This window comes from Pseudomonas fitomaticsae (assembly GCF_021018765.1).
GTDB lineage: Bacteria > Pseudomonadota > Gammaproteobacteria > Pseudomonadales > Pseudomonadaceae > Aquipseudomonas > Aquipseudomonas fitomaticsae.
Genome location: NZ_CP075567.1, coordinates 4,778,066 through 4,792,929, shown reverse-complemented (window position 1 = coordinate 4,792,929; position 14,864 = coordinate 4,778,066). Strand labels below are relative to the sequence as shown.

At 59.6% G+C, this 14,864-nt stretch carries 17 protein-coding genes; 14 read left to right on the top strand and 3 right to left on the bottom strand.

The genetic code is table 11. The features are described 5' to 3' along the window. Window position 1 precedes the first annotated feature (1 nt). A complete protein-coding gene (locus KJY40_RS21590) occupies window positions 2-892 on the top strand; it encodes an AraC family transcriptional regulator (RefSeq protein ID WP_007950856.1) in 891 nt (296 codons plus the stop codon). Between the two features lie 66 nt (window positions 893-958). On the opposite strand, the gene KJY40_RS21585 is transcribed toward KJY40_RS21590, so the two are convergent. Continuing rightward, window positions 959-2,623 (bottom strand): electron transfer flavoprotein-ubiquinone oxidoreductase, encoded by a 1,665-nt coding sequence (locus KJY40_RS21585; protein ID WP_230732733.1) that lies wholly within the window; start codon window positions 2,621-2,623, stop codon window positions 959-961. A gap of 525 nt (window positions 2,624-3,148) precedes the next feature. Here KJY40_RS21585 and KJY40_RS21580 point away from each other — a divergent pair. The 10 genes from KJY40_RS21580 to KJY40_RS21535 all read left to right on the top strand — a co-directional run bounded on the left by KJY40_RS21580 (window position 3,149) and on the right by KJY40_RS21535 (window position 12,591). Then, window positions 3,149-3,898 (top strand): electron transfer flavoprotein subunit beta/FixA family protein, encoded by a 750-nt coding sequence (locus KJY40_RS21580; RefSeq protein WP_007950859.1) that lies wholly within the window; start codon window positions 3,149-3,151, stop codon window positions 3,896-3,898. Between the two features lie 2 nt (window positions 3,899-3,900). Further along, window positions 3,901-4,830, top strand: a complete 930-nt coding sequence (locus KJY40_RS21575) for an electron transfer flavoprotein subunit alpha/FixB family protein (RefSeq protein ID WP_085647477.1) — start codon at window positions 3,901-3,903, stop codon at window positions 4,828-4,830. Between the two features lie 79 nt (window positions 4,831-4,909). Further along, window positions 4,910-5,746 (top strand): substrate-binding periplasmic protein, encoded by an 837-nt coding sequence (locus KJY40_RS21570; RefSeq protein ID WP_230732731.1) that lies wholly within the window; start codon window positions 4,910-4,912, stop codon window positions 5,744-5,746. Between the two features lie 9 nt (window positions 5,747-5,755). Continuing rightward, window positions 5,756-6,112 (top strand): DUF4398 domain-containing protein, encoded by a 357-nt coding sequence (locus KJY40_RS21565; protein ID WP_170929392.1) that lies wholly within the window; start codon window positions 5,756-5,758, stop codon window positions 6,110-6,112. Then, complete coding sequence (locus KJY40_RS21560) at window positions 6,109-6,921, top strand: OmpA family protein (protein WP_230732729.1); 813 nt, start codon at window positions 6,109-6,111, stop codon at window positions 6,919-6,921. Before KJY40_RS21565 ends, KJY40_RS21560 begins: the two co-directional genes overlap by 4 nt. Window positions 6,922-7,122: 201 nt before the next feature. Next, the gene (locus KJY40_RS21555; RefSeq protein ID WP_007950868.1) at window positions 7,123-8,562 is read left to right on the top strand and encodes an aminotransferase-like domain-containing protein; all 1,440 of its coding nucleotides are present in this window, start codon (window positions 7,123-7,125) and stop codon (window positions 8,560-8,562) included. Window positions 8,563-8,636: 74 nt separating this feature from the next. Further along, window positions 8,637-9,116, top strand: a complete 480-nt coding sequence (locus KJY40_RS21550; RefSeq protein WP_230737742.1) for a translation initiation factor 2 — start codon at window positions 8,637-8,639, stop codon at window positions 9,114-9,116. Window positions 9,117-9,282: 166 nt separating this feature from the next. Further along, entirely contained in the window at window positions 9,283-9,537 is a 255-nt protein-coding gene (locus KJY40_RS21545) for a YkgJ family cysteine cluster protein (protein WP_230732727.1), read from the top strand. Window positions 9,538-9,578: 41 nt separating this feature from the next. Continuing rightward, the gene (locus KJY40_RS21540) at window positions 9,579-10,184 is read left to right on the top strand and encodes an START domain-containing protein (RefSeq protein WP_230732725.1); all 606 of its coding nucleotides are present in this window, start codon (window positions 9,579-9,581) and stop codon (window positions 10,182-10,184) included. Window positions 10,185-10,497: 313 nt separating this feature from the next. Continuing rightward, window positions 10,498-12,591, top strand: coding sequence for an LTA synthase family protein (locus KJY40_RS21535; protein ID WP_230732723.1), 2,094 nt, complete (start codon window positions 10,498-10,500; stop codon window positions 12,589-12,591). A gap of 60 nt (window positions 12,592-12,651) precedes the next feature. Here the strand turns inward: KJY40_RS21535 and KJY40_RS21530 are convergent, their stop codons facing one another. Continuing rightward, a complete protein-coding gene (locus KJY40_RS21530; RefSeq protein ID WP_169432680.1) occupies window positions 12,652-12,810 on the bottom strand; it encodes a DUF3309 family protein in 159 nt (52 codons plus the stop codon). 256 nt (window positions 12,811-13,066) lie between these two features. Between KJY40_RS21530 and KJY40_RS21525 the strand changes: the two genes are divergently transcribed. The 3 genes from KJY40_RS21525 to csrA all read left to right on the top strand — a co-directional run bounded on the left by KJY40_RS21525 (window position 13,067) and on the right by csrA (window position 14,602). Beyond that, on the top strand, window positions 13,067-13,882 hold the full coding sequence (locus tag KJY40_RS21525; protein ID WP_007950873.1) for an SDR family oxidoreductase: 816 nt from the start codon (window positions 13,067-13,069) through the stop codon (window positions 13,880-13,882). A 64-nt stretch (window positions 13,883-13,946) separates the two neighbouring features. Further along, the gene (locus KJY40_RS21520; protein ID WP_230732721.1) at window positions 13,947-14,279 is read left to right on the top strand and encodes a YnfA family protein; all 333 of its coding nucleotides are present in this window, start codon (window positions 13,947-13,949) and stop codon (window positions 14,277-14,279) included. Between the two features lie 137 nt (window positions 14,280-14,416). After that, window positions 14,417-14,602, top strand: a complete 186-nt coding sequence (gene csrA, locus KJY40_RS21515) for a carbon storage regulator CsrA (RefSeq protein ID WP_230732719.1) — start codon at window positions 14,417-14,419, stop codon at window positions 14,600-14,602. Between the two features lie 6 nt (window positions 14,603-14,608). On the opposite strand, the gene KJY40_RS21510 is transcribed toward csrA, so the two are convergent. After that, window positions 14,609-14,836 carry a YheU family protein gene (locus tag KJY40_RS21510; RefSeq protein ID WP_230732716.1) on the bottom strand — a complete coding sequence of 76 codons (228 nt, stop codon included), beginning with the start codon at window positions 14,834-14,836 and terminating at the stop codon, window positions 14,609-14,611. Window positions 14,837-14,864 lie beyond the last annotated feature (28 nt).

The following is a 14,864-nucleotide window of genomic DNA, read 5'->3' as shown; positions in this document are numbered from 1 at the left end:
GATGCAATTGACCCGTCACCTTGATGCCAACGCTACTCTGGTTTCGCTGATCGAACCGCTGGCGCTGCGCGATGGTTACAGCCAGACCGGGCTGCCGGGCGTGCAGGTGTTGCGCGCCAGTTGCGACGTCGCCCGTGGCCCGCACATTTATGAACCGAGCCTGATGATCATCGCCCAGGGCAGCAAACTGGCGTATCTGGGGCCGCGCACCATGGAGTACGGCGCCGGGCATTACCTGATTCAGGCGTTGCCGGTGCCGTTCGAGTGCGAGACCTACGCGTTGCCGGACGCGCCGTTGCTGGGTGTGTCGGTGGCGATCGACCGGGTGCTGCTCGGTGAACTGGTGCTGGCCATGGGGCTGGCGCCGGGGCGGCATATTCCGGCGCAGACACCGGAGTCGATGACTTCGGTGGTGCTCGACGATGACATGCGCGGTTGCGTCGAACGCTTGCTGCGCTGTCTGCACGATCCGCTGGAATGCCAGATTCTCGGGCCGGCGCGGGTGCGCGAGTTGTTGTTCGTCGCGTTGCGCGGGCCCCAGGCTGATGTGCTGCGGGCATTGGTGGAGCAACAGGGGCAGTTTGCGCGAGTGGCGGCTTCGATCAGCCATTTGCACTCGCACTACACCGAACCGTTGAACGTCGAGACATTGGCCAGTTGCGCGAACATGAGCGTGTCGACCTTTCACGAACACTTCAAACGCAGCACGTTGCTGTCGCCGGTGCAGTATCTGAAGCGTTTACGTTTGTTGAAGGCGCAGACGTTGTTGATCGCCGAAGGACTGGGGGTGGCGCAGGTGGCACATCGGGTGGGGTATCAGAGCACGTCGCAGTTCAGTCGCGAGTACAAGCGTTATTTCGAACGCAGTCCGGGGGATGAGCGCGCGGCTTGATCCTTTACAAATCGCGGGCAACAAAAAGGCCCCCGTTTCGGGAGCCTTGATGTTCAGCGGTTCGACTTACATATTCGGGTAGGTCGGGCCGCCGGCGCCTTCCGGCGTCACCCAGGTGATGTTCTGCGAAGGGTCCTTGATGTCACAGGTCTTGCAGTGCACGCAGTTCTGGGCGTTGATCTGGAAGCGCTTCTCGCCGTCTTCCTTGGTGATCACTTCATACACGCCGGCCGGGCAGTAACGCTGCGCCGGCTCGTCGTACAGCGGCAGGTTCTTGCTCAGCGGAATGGTCGGGTCGGTCAGTTTCAGGTGGCACGGCTGTTCTTCTTCATGGTTGGTACCGGAGATGAACACCGAGCTCAGCTTGTCGAAGCTGATCTTGCCGTCGGGTTTCGGGTAGTCGATCTTCTTGCAGTCGGCCGCGAGCTTGAGGCAGGCGTAGTCCGGCTTGGTGTCGTGCAGGGTGAACGGCAGTTTGCCGCCGAAGATGTTCTGGTCCAGCCAGTTGAAACCCCCACCGACGATGGCGCCGAATTTGTGGATCGCCGGGCCGAAGTTGCGGCTGGCGAACAGTTCTTCGTAGAGCCAGCTCTTCTTGAACGCGTCGACGTAGGTGGTCAGCTCTTCAGTGCCGTCCTTGTCAGCGAACAGCGCGTCGGCCACGGATTCAGCGGCGAGCATGCCGGATTTCATCGCGGTGTGGCTGCCTTTGATCTTGGCGAAGTTCAGGGTGCCGAGGTCACAACCGATCAGTGCGCCGCCCTTGAAGACCATTTTCGGCAGCGAGTTCAGGCCGCCTTTGCAGATCGCACGTGCGCCGTAGCTGATGCGCTTGCCGCCTTCCAGATATTGCTTGAGCACCGGGTGATGCTTGAGGCGCTGGAATTCGTCGAACGGCGACAGGTAGGTGTTGCTGTAGGACAGATCGACGATCAGACCGACCACCACCTGGTTGTTTTCCAGGTGATAGAGGAAGGAACCGCCGGTGTTCTCGGTGCCCATGATGTCCATCGGCCAACCGGCGGTGTGCACCACCAGGCCTGGCTGGTGCTTGGCCGGGTCGATTTCCCAGATTTCCTTCAGGCCGATGCCGTAGTGTTGGGCGTCGGCATCGCTGTCGAGGTTATAGCGTTTGATCAGCTGCTTGCCGATGTGGCCACGGCAGCCTTCGGCGAACAGCGTGTACTTGCCACGCAGTTCCATGCCCGGGGTGTACAGGCCTTCTTTAGGGTGGCCTTCGCGGTCGACACCGAGGTCGCCGGTGATGATCCCGCGAACTACCCCGTTTTCATCGATCAGCGCTTCCTGAGCGGCGAAGCCAGGGTAGATTTCCACGCCCAGGTTTTCGGCCTGCTGAGCGAGCCAGCGGCACAGGTTGCCGAGGGAGATAATGTAGTTGCCTTCGTTGTGCATGGTCTTGGGCACAAAGAAGTCAGGAATTTTCTGCGCGCTTTCGGCGTTTTTCAGCACGAAAATGTCATCGCGGGTGACGGGCGTGTTCAGCGGGGCGCCGAGTTCTTTCCAATCCGGGAACAGTTCGTTCAGGGCCCGTGGTTCGAATACGGCACCGGACAGGATGTGTGCGCCGACTTCGGAGCCTTTTTCGACCACGCAGACGCTGATTTCCTTACCGGCTTCGGCGGCCTTCTGCTTCAGACGGCAGGCGGCGGACAGGCCAGCGGGGCCGGCACCGACGATGACCACGTCGAATTCCATGTATTCGCGTTCCACAGGCTATCTCCTACTCAAGGCTCAACAGTTTTTTTTCTAATTTGGAGGTTCGGTGTCGTATCCGTTATTGCCTTTACGTTAACGTCAAGGGTAATAATGGGCAAACCACCTTTCTCTCTAGGCGGCGCATTATATCTACACCACTCTTAGCGTCCAATACAAACGTTTGTTTGAATCGGCTCCAGCCCAGAGAAATCAAAGAAGCGCGGCTTATGACAGGGCATTTTGGCGTATTGACCAGAATGGGCGTTCCGGTCAAGATACGGGCGGTTTTGCGCTCGCCGTAGGCTGAATGGTGGTTTCAAGAGCACCTCTAAAGACAGGGCGTAGGCGGTAACCGGTGATGCGCAGCGCAGGTTCGGCGCGCAGTTTACACACCGCGAAGCGGCATGACTCGTCGGTCACGACTGACGAACGGTCATCGCGCTCAGCCGGCGTTTTTAGAGGTGCCCTTGTGCCCGATGAGCATCAACCGCCAGGTTCGCCTAGGCGACTTTCTTTTCACCGGAGAGTAACGAGGAATCCATGAAGGTTCTTGTAGCTGTCAAACGCGTTGTGGATTACAACGTCAAGGTTCGCGTCAAGGCGGACAATTCCGGCGTAGACCTCGCCAACGTCAAGATGTCGATGAACCCGTTCTGCGAAATCGCAGTGGAAGAAGCCGTACGCCTGAAAGAAAAAGGCGTTGCGACTGAAATCGTCGTCGTCTCCATCGGCCCGTCCACCGCTCAGGAACAGCTGCGTACCGCACTGGCTCTGGGTGCCGACCGCGCCATCCTCGTCGAATCCGCTGAAGACCTGACTTCCCTGGCCGTGGCCAAGCTGCTCAAGGCCGTGGTCGACAAGGAACAGCCTCAGCTGGTGATCCTGGGCAAACAGGCCATCGACAGCGACAACAACCAGACCGGCCAGATGCTCGCTGCACTGAGCGGCTACGGTCAGGGCACTTTCGCCTCGAAAGTCGAAGTCTCCGGCGACAGCGTTGCCGTGACCCGCGAAATCGACGGCGGCGCGCAGACCGTTTCCCTGAAACTGCCGGCGATCGTCACCACCGACCTGCGTTTGAACGAGCCGCGCTACGCGTCCCTGCCAAACATCATGAAAGCCAAGAAGAAGCCTCTCGAGACGCTGACTCCGGACGCTTTGGGCGTTTCCACCGCCTCCACCAACAAGACCCTGAAAGTCGAAGCGCCGGCCGCACGCAGCGCGGGCATCAAGGTCAAGTCGGTGGCTGAACTGGTCGAGAAACTGAAAAACGAAGCGAAGGTAATCTGATCATGACTATCTTGGTAATCGCCGAACACGACAACAAGGTGCTGGCTCCGGCCACCCTGAACACCGTGGCTGCCGCTGCCAAAATCGGCGGCGACATCCACGTTCTGGTTGCAGGCCAGGGCGCTGGCGCCGTGGCTGAAGCCGCCGCGAAAATCGCTGGCGTGAGCAAAGTCCTGAACGCTGACAATGCTGCCTACGCGCATCAGCTGCCGGAAAACGTTGCTCCTCTGGTTGCAGAGCTGGGCGCTGGTTACAGCCACATCCTGGCTGCCGCCACTTCCAACGGCAAAAACATCCTGCCGCGCGTTGCCGCCCAGCTGGACGTTGACCAGATCTCCGAGATCATCTCGGTCGAAAGCGCTGACACTTTCAAGCGTCCGATCTACGCCGGTAACGCCATCGCTACCGTGCAATCGACCGCTGCAATCAAAGTGATCACCGTGCGTGCCACCGGTTTCGACCCGGTTGCCGCTGAAGGCGGTTCCGCTTCGGTTGAATCCGTTGCTGCTGCTCACAACGCCGGCACTTCCAGCTTCGTCAGCGAAGAACTGGCCAAGTCCGATCGTCCTGAGCTGACCGCTGCCAAGATCGTCGTTTCCGGCGGCCGCGGCATGCAGAACGGCGACAACTTCAAACACCTGTACGCCCTGGCCGACAAGCTCGGCGCTGCTGTGGGTGCTTCCCGCGCCGCGGTCGACGCAGGTTTCGTACCGAACGACATGCAGGTCGGTCAGACCGGCAAGATCGTTGCGCCACAGCTGTACATCGCCGTCGGTATCTCCGGCGCGATCCAGCACCTGGCCGGCATGAAAGACTCCAAGGTGATCGTTGCGATCAACAAGGACGAAGAAGCGCCGATCTTCCAGGTGGCCGATTACGGCCTGGTGGCGGATCTGTTCGAAGCCGTACCTGAGCTGGAGAAGCTGGTCTAATCCGGCCGCTTCACTTATAAAGAGCCCGACCTTTTGGTCGGGCTTTTTTTGTCTCGGATTTGAGTGGGAGCGTTACGCCATGGATCTGCATCGTCGGTTGGGCTGCTCGTGGTTGCTGGGGCTGGCATTGTTGCCGGGCCTGTCGGCGGCGGCGGGCAAGTGCGAGCGGCTGGTCGTCACCGGCAGCCCGGATGCACCGCCGTACCTCTGGCAGGATCCGCAGAACCCCAAGCAACTGATCGGTGCCAGCGCCGACCTGTTGCAACAGGTGGCGAAAGAGCTGGGGATCAAAGTCGATCTGCTGTACGCCGGCAAGCGTTCCCAGGCTCTCGACGAAGTGCGCAGCGGACGTATGGACATGCTGGCCGACGCACCGCTGACCTTCAACGAGCTGGAAAACCTCGACTACATTCACCCGCCGTTGCTGGAAAACGACTACCTGGTGTGGACGCGCAAGGGCTCGGCCCTGGTCTACAGCGAAGCCAAGGACCTGCACGGGCATACTGGCGGCTTGTCGGAAAAGTCTCGAATGACCCCGGCATTCGGCACTTTCGCCGAGCAGCAATTGACCCTGACCCGTACGGCAAACCTGACCCAGGCGTTTCAGAAACTTCTGCTGGGCGAGGTGGAATATGTACTAGCCGGTCGCTACTCGGGCATGGCGGCCGCACAGGCACTGGGCATGGCCAATGATCTGCTGGCCTTTGAGCAACCCATCGACCGCCCCGGTCTGTTCCTCGCGGTTTCGCACAACTCGGCCTGCAACGATCCGTGGTTGCGCGGACAGCTGGCCAAAAAGATGACAGAATTGCCCGCGTCCGGCCTGATGGAAGCCGCGCTGCAACGCAACATCGAGCGCTGGAAGGCGCAGCAGCAACAGCCGCCGCAACCACCTGTCAGCGCCCCAAAACAGTAGGGATTCTTAGTGAGTAATCGACTTCTTTTCGCGGCCATGGCCGTTCTGGCCCTGGCCGGTTGCGCCAGCGATCCGGCACCCAACGAACAAATGCGCCTGACCGAGCAGGCCCTTGAGCAAGCCAAAGCCGTGGGCGCCACCGCTGAAGACGTGCCGGAAATGAAACTGGCAGAAGACAAGTTCAACCGGGCCAAAGGCAGCATGGCGGGTGAGTCCTACAAGAATGCGCGGATGCGATTCGAACAGGCCGAACTCGACGCACGTCTGGCGGAAGCCAAAGTGTTGACCCAGAAGAGCGAAGAGCAAGTGAACGTGCTCAACACCCGCATCGTCCGACTGCGCAAGCAACTGGGGGATGCCCAATGAGCCTGAAGTCCAAAGCCCTCGGCGCTCTGATCCTCGCCGGTTGCGCCAGCCTTTATGGCTGCGCCGGTCAGCACAGCGAATCCGCATTGCAGCAGGCCAGCACCGACTTCCAGAAGGTCAAGGAAGATTCCAACGTGCTGCGTATCGCGCCGAAAGACGTGATCCGCGCCGGTGAGTCCCTGGCCCGTGCCGATCGTCTGTCGACGTACTGGGGCAGCGGCTCGGACGTGGTGCATTACGCCTATCTGAGCCAGCGCTACAGCGAAATCGCCCGTGAGCACACCAATCAGGTGCTCAACGAAGAGCGTGTGGCGAAGCTGGAGCTTGAACGTCAACGCCTGCAACTGGCCCTGCGCGAGTCGAAACTGCTGAGCGTGCAACAGCAGGGCAAATGGCTGGAAGAGCAGATCGTTGCGTTGGCCACCACCCAGACCGACCGTGGTCTGGTGATGACTCTGGGTGACGTGCTGTTCGACACCGGTGAAGCCGAACTGAAAAACTCGGCCAACCGCGTGGTGCTGAAGATCGTACAGTTCCTGCAACTCAACCCGAAACGCATCGTGCGCATTGAGGGCTACACCGACAGCACCGGTGGCAAGCAGGAAAACCTCAAGTTGTCCCGCGATCGGGCGCAGTCGGTAGCGGACGTGTTGACGGATCTGGGCATCGACGAAAAACGCATTCAGGTCGAAGGCTACGGTGATGAATACCCGGTGGACGCCAACGCTTCCGAGCGTGGGCGTGCGCAGAACCGTCGAGTGGAAATCGTGTTCTCCGACGAAAAGGGCCAGCTCGGCGCCGCCCGCTAAGGGTGGCGTTACTGGAAAGCCCGGGCTGTCAGGCAGCACCGGGCTTTTTTACGTCTGTCGATTACCTCACAAAGCAGTACAGATTTAACCGACACAGCACTGTATGGTTGACTAATATGGCAACTGTCCCAGTACACTTCCAAACTGTTCCGGTATTGTTTCACACAAGAATAAAACGCCCGTGAAATCGAGTGCTGCGTCATGACCAATCTCTTGCTCTACCAACGTATTGCTCAACAGCTGGCCGAAGATATCCGCCGTGGCGTGTATCAACCGGGCGAGCGCGTGCCTTCGGTGCGCAAGATGAGTTCGCAGCTCAACGTCAGCCATGCCACCGTGTTGCAGGCTTACGCCAATCTCGAGGATCAGGGCCTGATCCGCGCGCGGCCGCAGTCCGGTTACTACGTGCACCAGACTCCCGCACTGACGGCGCCCACGCCGGACATCGCCCGGGTCGAGCGGCCAGGCCTGGTAACCCGTAGCAGCATCATTCAACAAGTATTGGTCGAATCCCGTCGTGAAGGCGTGTTCCCGCTGGGGGCGGCGGTGCCGAGTGTCGATTACTTGCCGGTGCGCGCCCTGCATCAGCAATTGGCCAAGGTCACCCGGTTTCATAGCCCTCGGGCATTCAGCTACATGTTCAGCCCCGGTTTCGAGCCGCTGCGTCGGCAGGTGGCGATTCGCATGCGTGATGCAGGCGTGGTCGTTGACCCTTCGGAAGTGGTGATCACCCACGGTTGCGTCGACGCCTTGCAAATGTCGTTGCGGGTGCTGACCCGTCCAGGTGACCTGATCGCCGCCGAATCGCCAACTTATTACGGGTTGCTGCAGCTGGCGGATCTGCTGGGTCTGAAAGTCATCGAGATCCCCAGCGACCCCGCCACCGGCATGAGCCTCGAAGCCCTGCAACTGGCGGCCAACCAATGGTCGATCAAGGCGCTGGTACTGACCACTCGCTTGAGCAATCCACTTGGCGGCACCATGCCGGAAGAGCGGCAAAAGCAGCTGCTGAGACTGGCCTCGGACTTCGATATCCAGATCGTCGAAGACGACATCTATGGCGAGTTGATGTTCGAGCAGGGCCGCACCAAATCGCTCAAAGCCTACGACCGGCTTGATCGGGTGATTTATTGCTCGAGTTTTTCCAAGACGTTATCGCCCGGTGTGCGCATCGGCTGGATGATCGCCGGCAAGTACCAGCAGGAAATCCAGCGCTTGCAGACTTTCAGCACCCATTCGGCGTGCAGCGTCACGCAAATGGCCATCGCGGCGTACCTGGAAAACGGCGGCTATGACCGGCATTTAAGGTACATCCGCCAGGAATACCGAAAAAATCTCAGCGCGTTCCAACTGGCAGTCCAGCAGTACTTTCCCGAAGGCACGCAGATGACCCGGCCGACCGGCGGATTCATTCTGTGGGTCAGTCTGCCGGGACGGGTCAACACCCAGGAATTGCACGTAAGGGCGCTGCAACAGGGCATCAGCATTGCGCCGGGCCTGATCTTCAGCAACACCGAGCAGTTCAACCACTGCATCCGGTTGAACTGTGGCATCCCGTGGAATCGCGAGGCGGAACGGGCGCTGATGACTCTCGGAATGCTGGCGACACAGCTCTGCCAGGAGATGGCCGGCGGGTTTTGAAACAATGGTGGAGCTTGTCATGTGGCGTCCAACAGGCGAGCATATGGCCCTCTGCCGTTAGCTTCGTTGGGTTCATGAAAGCGAAATTTTCTGCCGTCTGGGTTGTGCTCTGCCTGCTGATGATGGGTCATGTGCCTGGTGCCATGGCGGCTGCGGCTCAGGAAAAGACGCCGGCCACGGCCACCGCGAAAAAACCGGTCACGGCCAAGAAAACCGTTCCAGCGAAAAAAACACCGCAGAAAAAGGCTGCTCCAGCCAAGAAGCGCGCCCCGGTCGCTTCCAAGTCGAAGTCGGCGAAAGAAGTGGCCAAGACACCGCTGCCGTCAGCGAAGCTCGATTTGAGCTTGCCCAGAGACATGGTTCAGGAATTGAAGCCTCCCGGCTCCGTGACGATGCCCAAGCGCGAACCGATCCTGCCGCAGATGTTTGGTGACAAGAACAGCGGGTTCCAGCTCAACGGCCGTTTGCTCAGCAATGAAATGCAGTTGCAACTGCGCAATGAAGAGCGCCGTGAAGTCGAAGGCGCGGCGCTGGATTTCGAGTTCAAGCAATAAATCGTCCCCGTCGGTGACCCGCAGACCAGACGCTTTGTCGGAGACTGGTCAGTCACTTTCGTTTCTGCGTAAAAACCCCGGTTCAGGGAATTTAAAACAGCCGTTTAAGCGGTTACCCTGTTCCGCGTCCCTTTAACACATTGCCCGCTGCGAGGAACGCGTCGTCATGAAATGCCGTGAAGGCTGTGGCGCCTGCTGCATTGCCCCTTCCATCAGTTCGCCGATTCCAGGCATGCCCGATGGCAAACCTGCCGGTGAACGTTGCATTCAGCTGTCGGTCGATAACCTGTGCAACATTTTCGGCCGACCGGAGCGTCCGGCGGTCTGTTCAGGATTCAAGGCCGATCCCGAAGTCTGCGGCAGCAGCCAGGAAGACGCGATCAGACTGCTCGGCTGGTGGGAGCAGATGACGGCGGCGTGATGTGTCAAACGAACGGAACTTCAACAATAAGGAATAAGACTATGGGTTCGCTGCACCGTATCGCTGTGTTGTGTGGTTTGACGGCTGTGCTGGCCACTTCGGTCGCCCAGGCTGAAGACTGGAAAGTCGCCAAGAACGAAGACGGCATCAAGGTCTCCCTGAGCGAAGTGCCGGGTTCGGACTACAAGTCTTATCAGGGCGTGACCGTGATGAAGACCACCATCGCCAAACTGCGCGCCTTGCAGGAAGACGTTTCCGGTGCCTGCGCCTGGATTCACGAGTGCAAGACCCAGAAACTGCTCAAGCACGAAGGCGACCAGAGCTGGACCTACACCCAGTTCAACACGCCATGGCCGGTTACCCCGCGCGATTCGATCCTGCACGTCACCACCGTTGAAGGCGCCGATGGCAGCCTGACCCGCAATCTGGAAGGCCTGCCGAAATATCTGCCGGAAGAAAAAGGCTTTGTCCGGGTCGCGCAGGTCAAAGGCTTCTGGAAGTTCGTGCCAAAGGGCGATCAGGTTGAAGTGACCTATCAGGTTCACACCGAACCAGGCGGCAGCGTGCCGTCGATGATCGCCAACAAGTTTGTGGTCGACGCTCCGTTCAACACCCTGAAAGCCTTGAAAGAACGCGCCGAGAAGTAACTGTCGCGTTCATCTGTAAACGCCCCGAAGAACTCGGGGCGTTTTGTTTTCCAGGTTTATTGTGTTTCCGGATATGCGTTGAACGAAATTTTCACAAAGTCTCCAAGACAATTCGCCCGCGCTGTCTGCACCTGTCCCGGTGCGCCACGCCTTGAATGAAAGCGTCCGACAGCGGGCACTAATCAATGGCAATGCCGCCGGTGATCGTGCAACATTTGCGCTCCGCGCAAGCCCCGGGGCCTGGAATGGCCAACAGAGGGCAGGGCGCAGCTGAATTTTTGCAACTTCAACTTCCAATGGGTCCTAAAACGACATGGCAAACCCGGACGCCCTGAGTCAGCAGCGATCTTCCAGTCGCCTGCTGCAACCGACCGTCAAATCGCATCTGGCCTACACGCTCCTGTGCGCGCTGGTCATGATGGTGATGTTTTCCGTGCTGCGCCTCGCGCTGCTGGTCTACAACCGCGAGATGATCCTCGATACCCCGGCCTCGACCTTCCTCGAAGCCTTTGCCAACGGCCTGCGCTTCGATATCCGGCTGGTGGTGTATGTCTGCATTCCTCTGGTGCTGGCACTGTTCAGTGCCCGGGCCATGGCGGCGCGCGGGTTCTTCCGTCTGTGGCTGACCGTCGCTTCGAGCATCGCGCTGTTCCTCGGTCTGATGGAGATGGACTTCTATCGCGAGTTCCACCAGCGCCTCAACGGCCTGGTGTTCCAGTACGTGAAGGAAGACCCGAAAACCGTGATGAGCATGCTCTGGTACGGTTTCCCGGTGGTGCGTTACCTGCTGGCGTGGGCCGTGGGCACACTGATCCTGACCCTGGCATTCAAGGGCGCCGACCGTCTGACCCGTCCGCGTGGCCCGTTCAGCGGTGGCAATGTCGGCACCCGTCAAGTGGCGCCATGGTATGCGCGTCTGGCAGTGTTCGTAGTCTGCCTGCTGATTTGCGTGGTGGCGGCTCGTGGCACCCTGCGTCAAGGCCCGCCGCTGCGTTGGGGTGACGTCTACACCACCGATTCGAATTTCGCCAACCAGCTCGGCCTCAACGGCACGCTGTCGCTGATCGCGGCGGCCAAGGACCGGATGGGCGAGGATCGCGACAACATCTGGAAAGCCACGCTGCCGCAGGATCAGGCGCAGAAAGTGGTGCGCGAGATGCTGCTGATGCCGGACGACAAACTGGTGGATGCCGATATCGCCGCCGTGCGTCGTGAATACACGCCGCCTGCCGACAAGACCCTGCCGATCAAGAACGTCGTCGTGATCCTGATGGAAAGCATGGCCGGTCACTCGGTGGGCGCTCTGGGCGCGCCGGGCAACATCACGCCGTACCTCGACAAGCTGTCGAAGGAAGGCCTGCTGTTCGACCGTTTCTTCTCCAACGGCACCCATACCCACCAGGGCATGTTCGCCACCATGGCCTGCTTCCCGAACCTGCCGGGTTTCGAATACCTGATGCAGACCCCGGAAGGCAGCCACAAGCTGTCCGGCCTGCCGCAGTTGCTCAGCGCTCGGGACTATGACGACGTCTACGTCTACAACGGCGACTTTGCCTGGGACAACCAGTCCGGTTTCTTCAGCAACCAGGGCATGACCAACTTCGTCGGCCGTAACGACTTCGTGAACCCGGTGTTCTCCGATCCGACCTGGGGCGTGTCCGACCAGGACATGTTCGACCGTGGTCTGGTGGAGCTCAAGGCCCGGGAAAACGGCAAGCCGTTCTATGCGCTGCTGCAAACCTTGTCCAACCACACGCCGTACGCCTTGCCGACGCCGTTGCCGGTCGAGCGCGTCACTGACCGTGGCCCGCTCAACGAACACCTGACCGCCATGCGTTACGCGGACTGGGCGCTGGGCCAGTTCTTCGAGAAGGCCCGCAAGGAGCCGTACTTCAAGGAAACCCTGTTCGTCATCGTCGGCGACCACGGCTTCGGCAACGAGCGCCAGATCACCGAAATGGACCTGGGCCGCTTTAACGTGCCGATGCTGATGATCGCACCGGGCATCCAGGAAAAATTCGGTACCCGCGACCACACCGTGGGCACCCAGATTGACATCGTGCCGACCATCATGGGTCGCCTCGGTGGCGAAGTGCGCCATCAGTGCTGGGGCCGCGATCTGCTGAACCTGCCGCAGGGTGACACCGGTTTCGGTGTGATCAAGCCGTCGGGCAGTGAGCAGACCACCGCGATCGTCACCGCCGACCAGATCCTGGTGCTGCCGAAAGAGAAGGAAATGGCACCGAAGATCTATCAATACGAGCTGGGCGCCAACCCGCACGCCGAAGTGGTACCGGATGCACCGCGCACGGCCGAGCTGAAACTCAAGCTCGAAGCGTTCCTGCAAACGGCCACCAAGAGCCTGATCGACAACACCGCCGGTGTGATTAACGGCAAGCCGGACTGATCATTCGGCACCATAAAAAAGAGGCCCTTTAAAAGGGCCTCTTTTTTTTCGGTCAAACAGTCATATCCGACCGAGCAACAACAGCACCAACAGTACCACCAGCACCACACCGATAATGCCCGAAGGGCCATAACCCCAACTTCTGGAGTGCGGGAAGACCGGCAGACCACCGATCAGCAACAGGATCAGGATAATGATGAGAATTGTGCCCATGTCTATTTCCTTGTTGATAGTGTCTGTGAAGTCTTGGTGTTCAAGGGCGGCTGGAAGTTGAACTAAATCCAGACGGCTTACAAATTCCGACTGGTGCGCATGAAAGAAGATTCAATGTTTTTTTAAGGTATTTGGCTCGCGCGCTTATTTCGTTTGCTGTCGCGGTTTGCCCTCGCCATTCAGCAATCTGATGGAGCGTGGGTCGCTGCGGATCCTTCGCTACACTCCGCGCATCTTCCCCGGAACAACAAGGCTGTCTGCTATGCAAAATCGCATGATGATCACTGGCGCGGGCTCAGGCCTGGGTCGCGAAATCGCGCTGCGCTGGGCGCGTGAAGGCTGGCAACTGGCCTTGTCCGACGTCAGCGAGCCCGGTTTGCAAGAGACCCTGAAACTCGTTCGCGAGGCCGGCGGCGACGGCTTCATCCAGCGCTGCGATGTGCGTGATTACAGCCAGCTGACCGCGTTTGCCCAGGCCTGCGAAGTGAAACTTGGCGGCATCGACATCATCGTCAACAACGCCGGTGTGGCCTCGGGCGGGTTCTTCAGCGAACTGTCGTTGGAGGACTGGGACTGGCAGATCGCGATCAACCTGATGGGCGTGGTCAAGGGCTGCAAGGCGTTCCTGCCGCTGCTGGAACAGAGCAAGGGCAAGATCATCAACATCGCCTCGATGGCCGCGTTGATGCAGGGCCCGGCGATGAGCAACTACAACGTGGCCAAGGCCGGGGTAGTGGCGCTGTCGGAAAGCCTGTTGATCGAACTGGCCCAACAGGAAGTCGGGGTTCATGTGGTCTGCCCGTCGTTCTTCCAGACCAATCTGCTGGATTCTTTCCGTGGCCCGACGCCGGCGATGAAAGCCCAGGTCGGCAAGTTGCTGGAAAGTTCGCCCATCACCGCCAGCGATATTGCCGATTACATCTACAAGCAAGTGGCTGCCGGTGAGTTCATGATCCTGCCCCACGAACAAGGGCGCATGGCCTGGGCGCTCAAACAGAAGAACCCGCAATTGCTGTACAACGAAATGACCGCGATGGCCGAAAAGATGCGCGCCAAGGCCAAACAAAACAACGGCTGAACTTGCCCAGGGTTTGCCGCATCGTTAGGGTGGCCGCAACAGTCACCCTGACGAGATGTCCTGCATGCTCAATTACCTGTGGTTCTTCCTTGCCGCGCTGTTCGAAATCGCCGGTTGTTTCGCGTTCTGGATGTGGTTGCGCCAGGGCAAGAGCGCCTTGTGGGTGATCCCGGCGCTGATAAGTCTGACTCTGTTTGCGCTGCTGTTGACGCGCATCGAAGCGACCTATGCCGGGCGCGCCTATGCGGCGTACGGTGGCATCTACATCATTGCTTCGATTGGCTGGCTGGCGGTGGTCGAACGCATCCGCCCGCTGGGCTCGGACTGGATCGGCGTTGCGTTGTGTGTAATAGGGGCGAGCGTGATTCTGTTCGGTCCGCGGTTTTCGGCCAGTTGAAATGCTGATTTGTAGGATGCGTCCGAAGGCTTGCGTGTTTGTGCGTGTAGGGGATGACTGATTTGCCCGGCGCACATTGTAGGGCGTCCGAAAGCCGCGCATCTTCAAGGCTCGAAAACCTTGAAAGGACACCCCCCATGCTTGTACTCAGCCGTGTTGTCGGTGAATTGATTTCCATCGGTGACAACATCACCCTGCGTGTTCTGGCGGTCAACGGCTCCAGCGTGCGGTTCGGCGTCGAGGCCCCGGAGCAGGTCGAAGTGCACCGTGCCGAGGTCTACGAACGGATTCAGCGCAAACAGGCCGGCGGCAAGGGCCGCTGACCGTTTTCAGTCGAACAGGTGCTTGGGCACGTCGTGCTTGAGCATTAATTGGCATTGCTCGCTTTCCGGATCGAAAACGATCATCGCCTGGCCTTTGGTCAGCGCCTGGCGCACCCGCAACACGCGGGTTTCCAGCGGCGTGTCGTCACCGTTGTCGGTACCGTCGCGGGTGACGAAATCCTCGATCAGGCGGGTGAGGGTGTCGACTTCGAGTGCGTCGTAGGGAATCAGCATGGGCACCTCGGCTAAATCAATGTCGGGA

Bases quoted from the DNA above. Each gene is read 5' to 3' on its own strand.
- KJY40_RS21590 (WP_007950856.1), top strand. From the start codon at position 2: ATGCAATTGACCCGTCACCTTGATGCCAACGCTACTCTGGTTTCGCTG.
- KJY40_RS21580 (WP_007950859.1), top strand. From the start codon at position 3,149: ATGAAGGTTCTTGTAGCTGTCAAACGCGTTGTGGATTACAACGTCAAG.
- KJY40_RS21575 (WP_085647477.1), top strand. From the start codon at position 3,901: ATGACTATCTTGGTAATCGCCGAACACGACAACAAGGTGCTGGCTCCG.
- KJY40_RS21570 (WP_230732731.1), top strand. From the start codon at position 4,910: ATGGATCTGCATCGTCGGTTGGGCTGCTCGTGGTTGCTGGGGCTGGCA.
- KJY40_RS21560 (WP_230732729.1), top strand. From the start codon at position 6,109: ATGAGCCTGAAGTCCAAAGCCCTCGGCGCTCTGATCCTCGCCGGTTGC.
- KJY40_RS21555 (WP_007950868.1), top strand. From the start codon at position 7,123: ATGACCAATCTCTTGCTCTACCAACGTATTGCTCAACAGCTGGCCGAA.
- KJY40_RS21550 (WP_230737742.1), top strand. From the start codon at position 8,637: ATGAAAGCGAAATTTTCTGCCGTCTGGGTTGTGCTCTGCCTGCTGATG.
- KJY40_RS21545 (WP_230732727.1), top strand. From the start codon at position 9,283: ATGAAATGCCGTGAAGGCTGTGGCGCCTGCTGCATTGCCCCTTCCATC.
- KJY40_RS21540 (WP_230732725.1), top strand. From the start codon at position 9,579: ATGGGTTCGCTGCACCGTATCGCTGTGTTGTGTGGTTTGACGGCTGTG.
- KJY40_RS21535 (WP_230732723.1), top strand. From the start codon at position 10,498: ATGGCAAACCCGGACGCCCTGAGTCAGCAGCGATCTTCCAGTCGCCTG.
- KJY40_RS21525 (WP_007950873.1), top strand. From the start codon at position 13,067: ATGCAAAATCGCATGATGATCACTGGCGCGGGCTCAGGCCTGGGTCGC.
- KJY40_RS21520 (WP_230732721.1), top strand. From the start codon at position 13,947: ATGCTCAATTACCTGTGGTTCTTCCTTGCCGCGCTGTTCGAAATCGCC.
- csrA (WP_230732719.1), top strand. From the start codon at position 14,417: ATGCTTGTACTCAGCCGTGTTGTCGGTGAATTGATTTCCATCGGTGAC.
- KJY40_RS21510 (WP_230732716.1), bottom strand. From the start codon at position 14,836: ATGCTGATTCCCTACGACGCACTCGAAGTCGACACCCTCACCCGCCTG.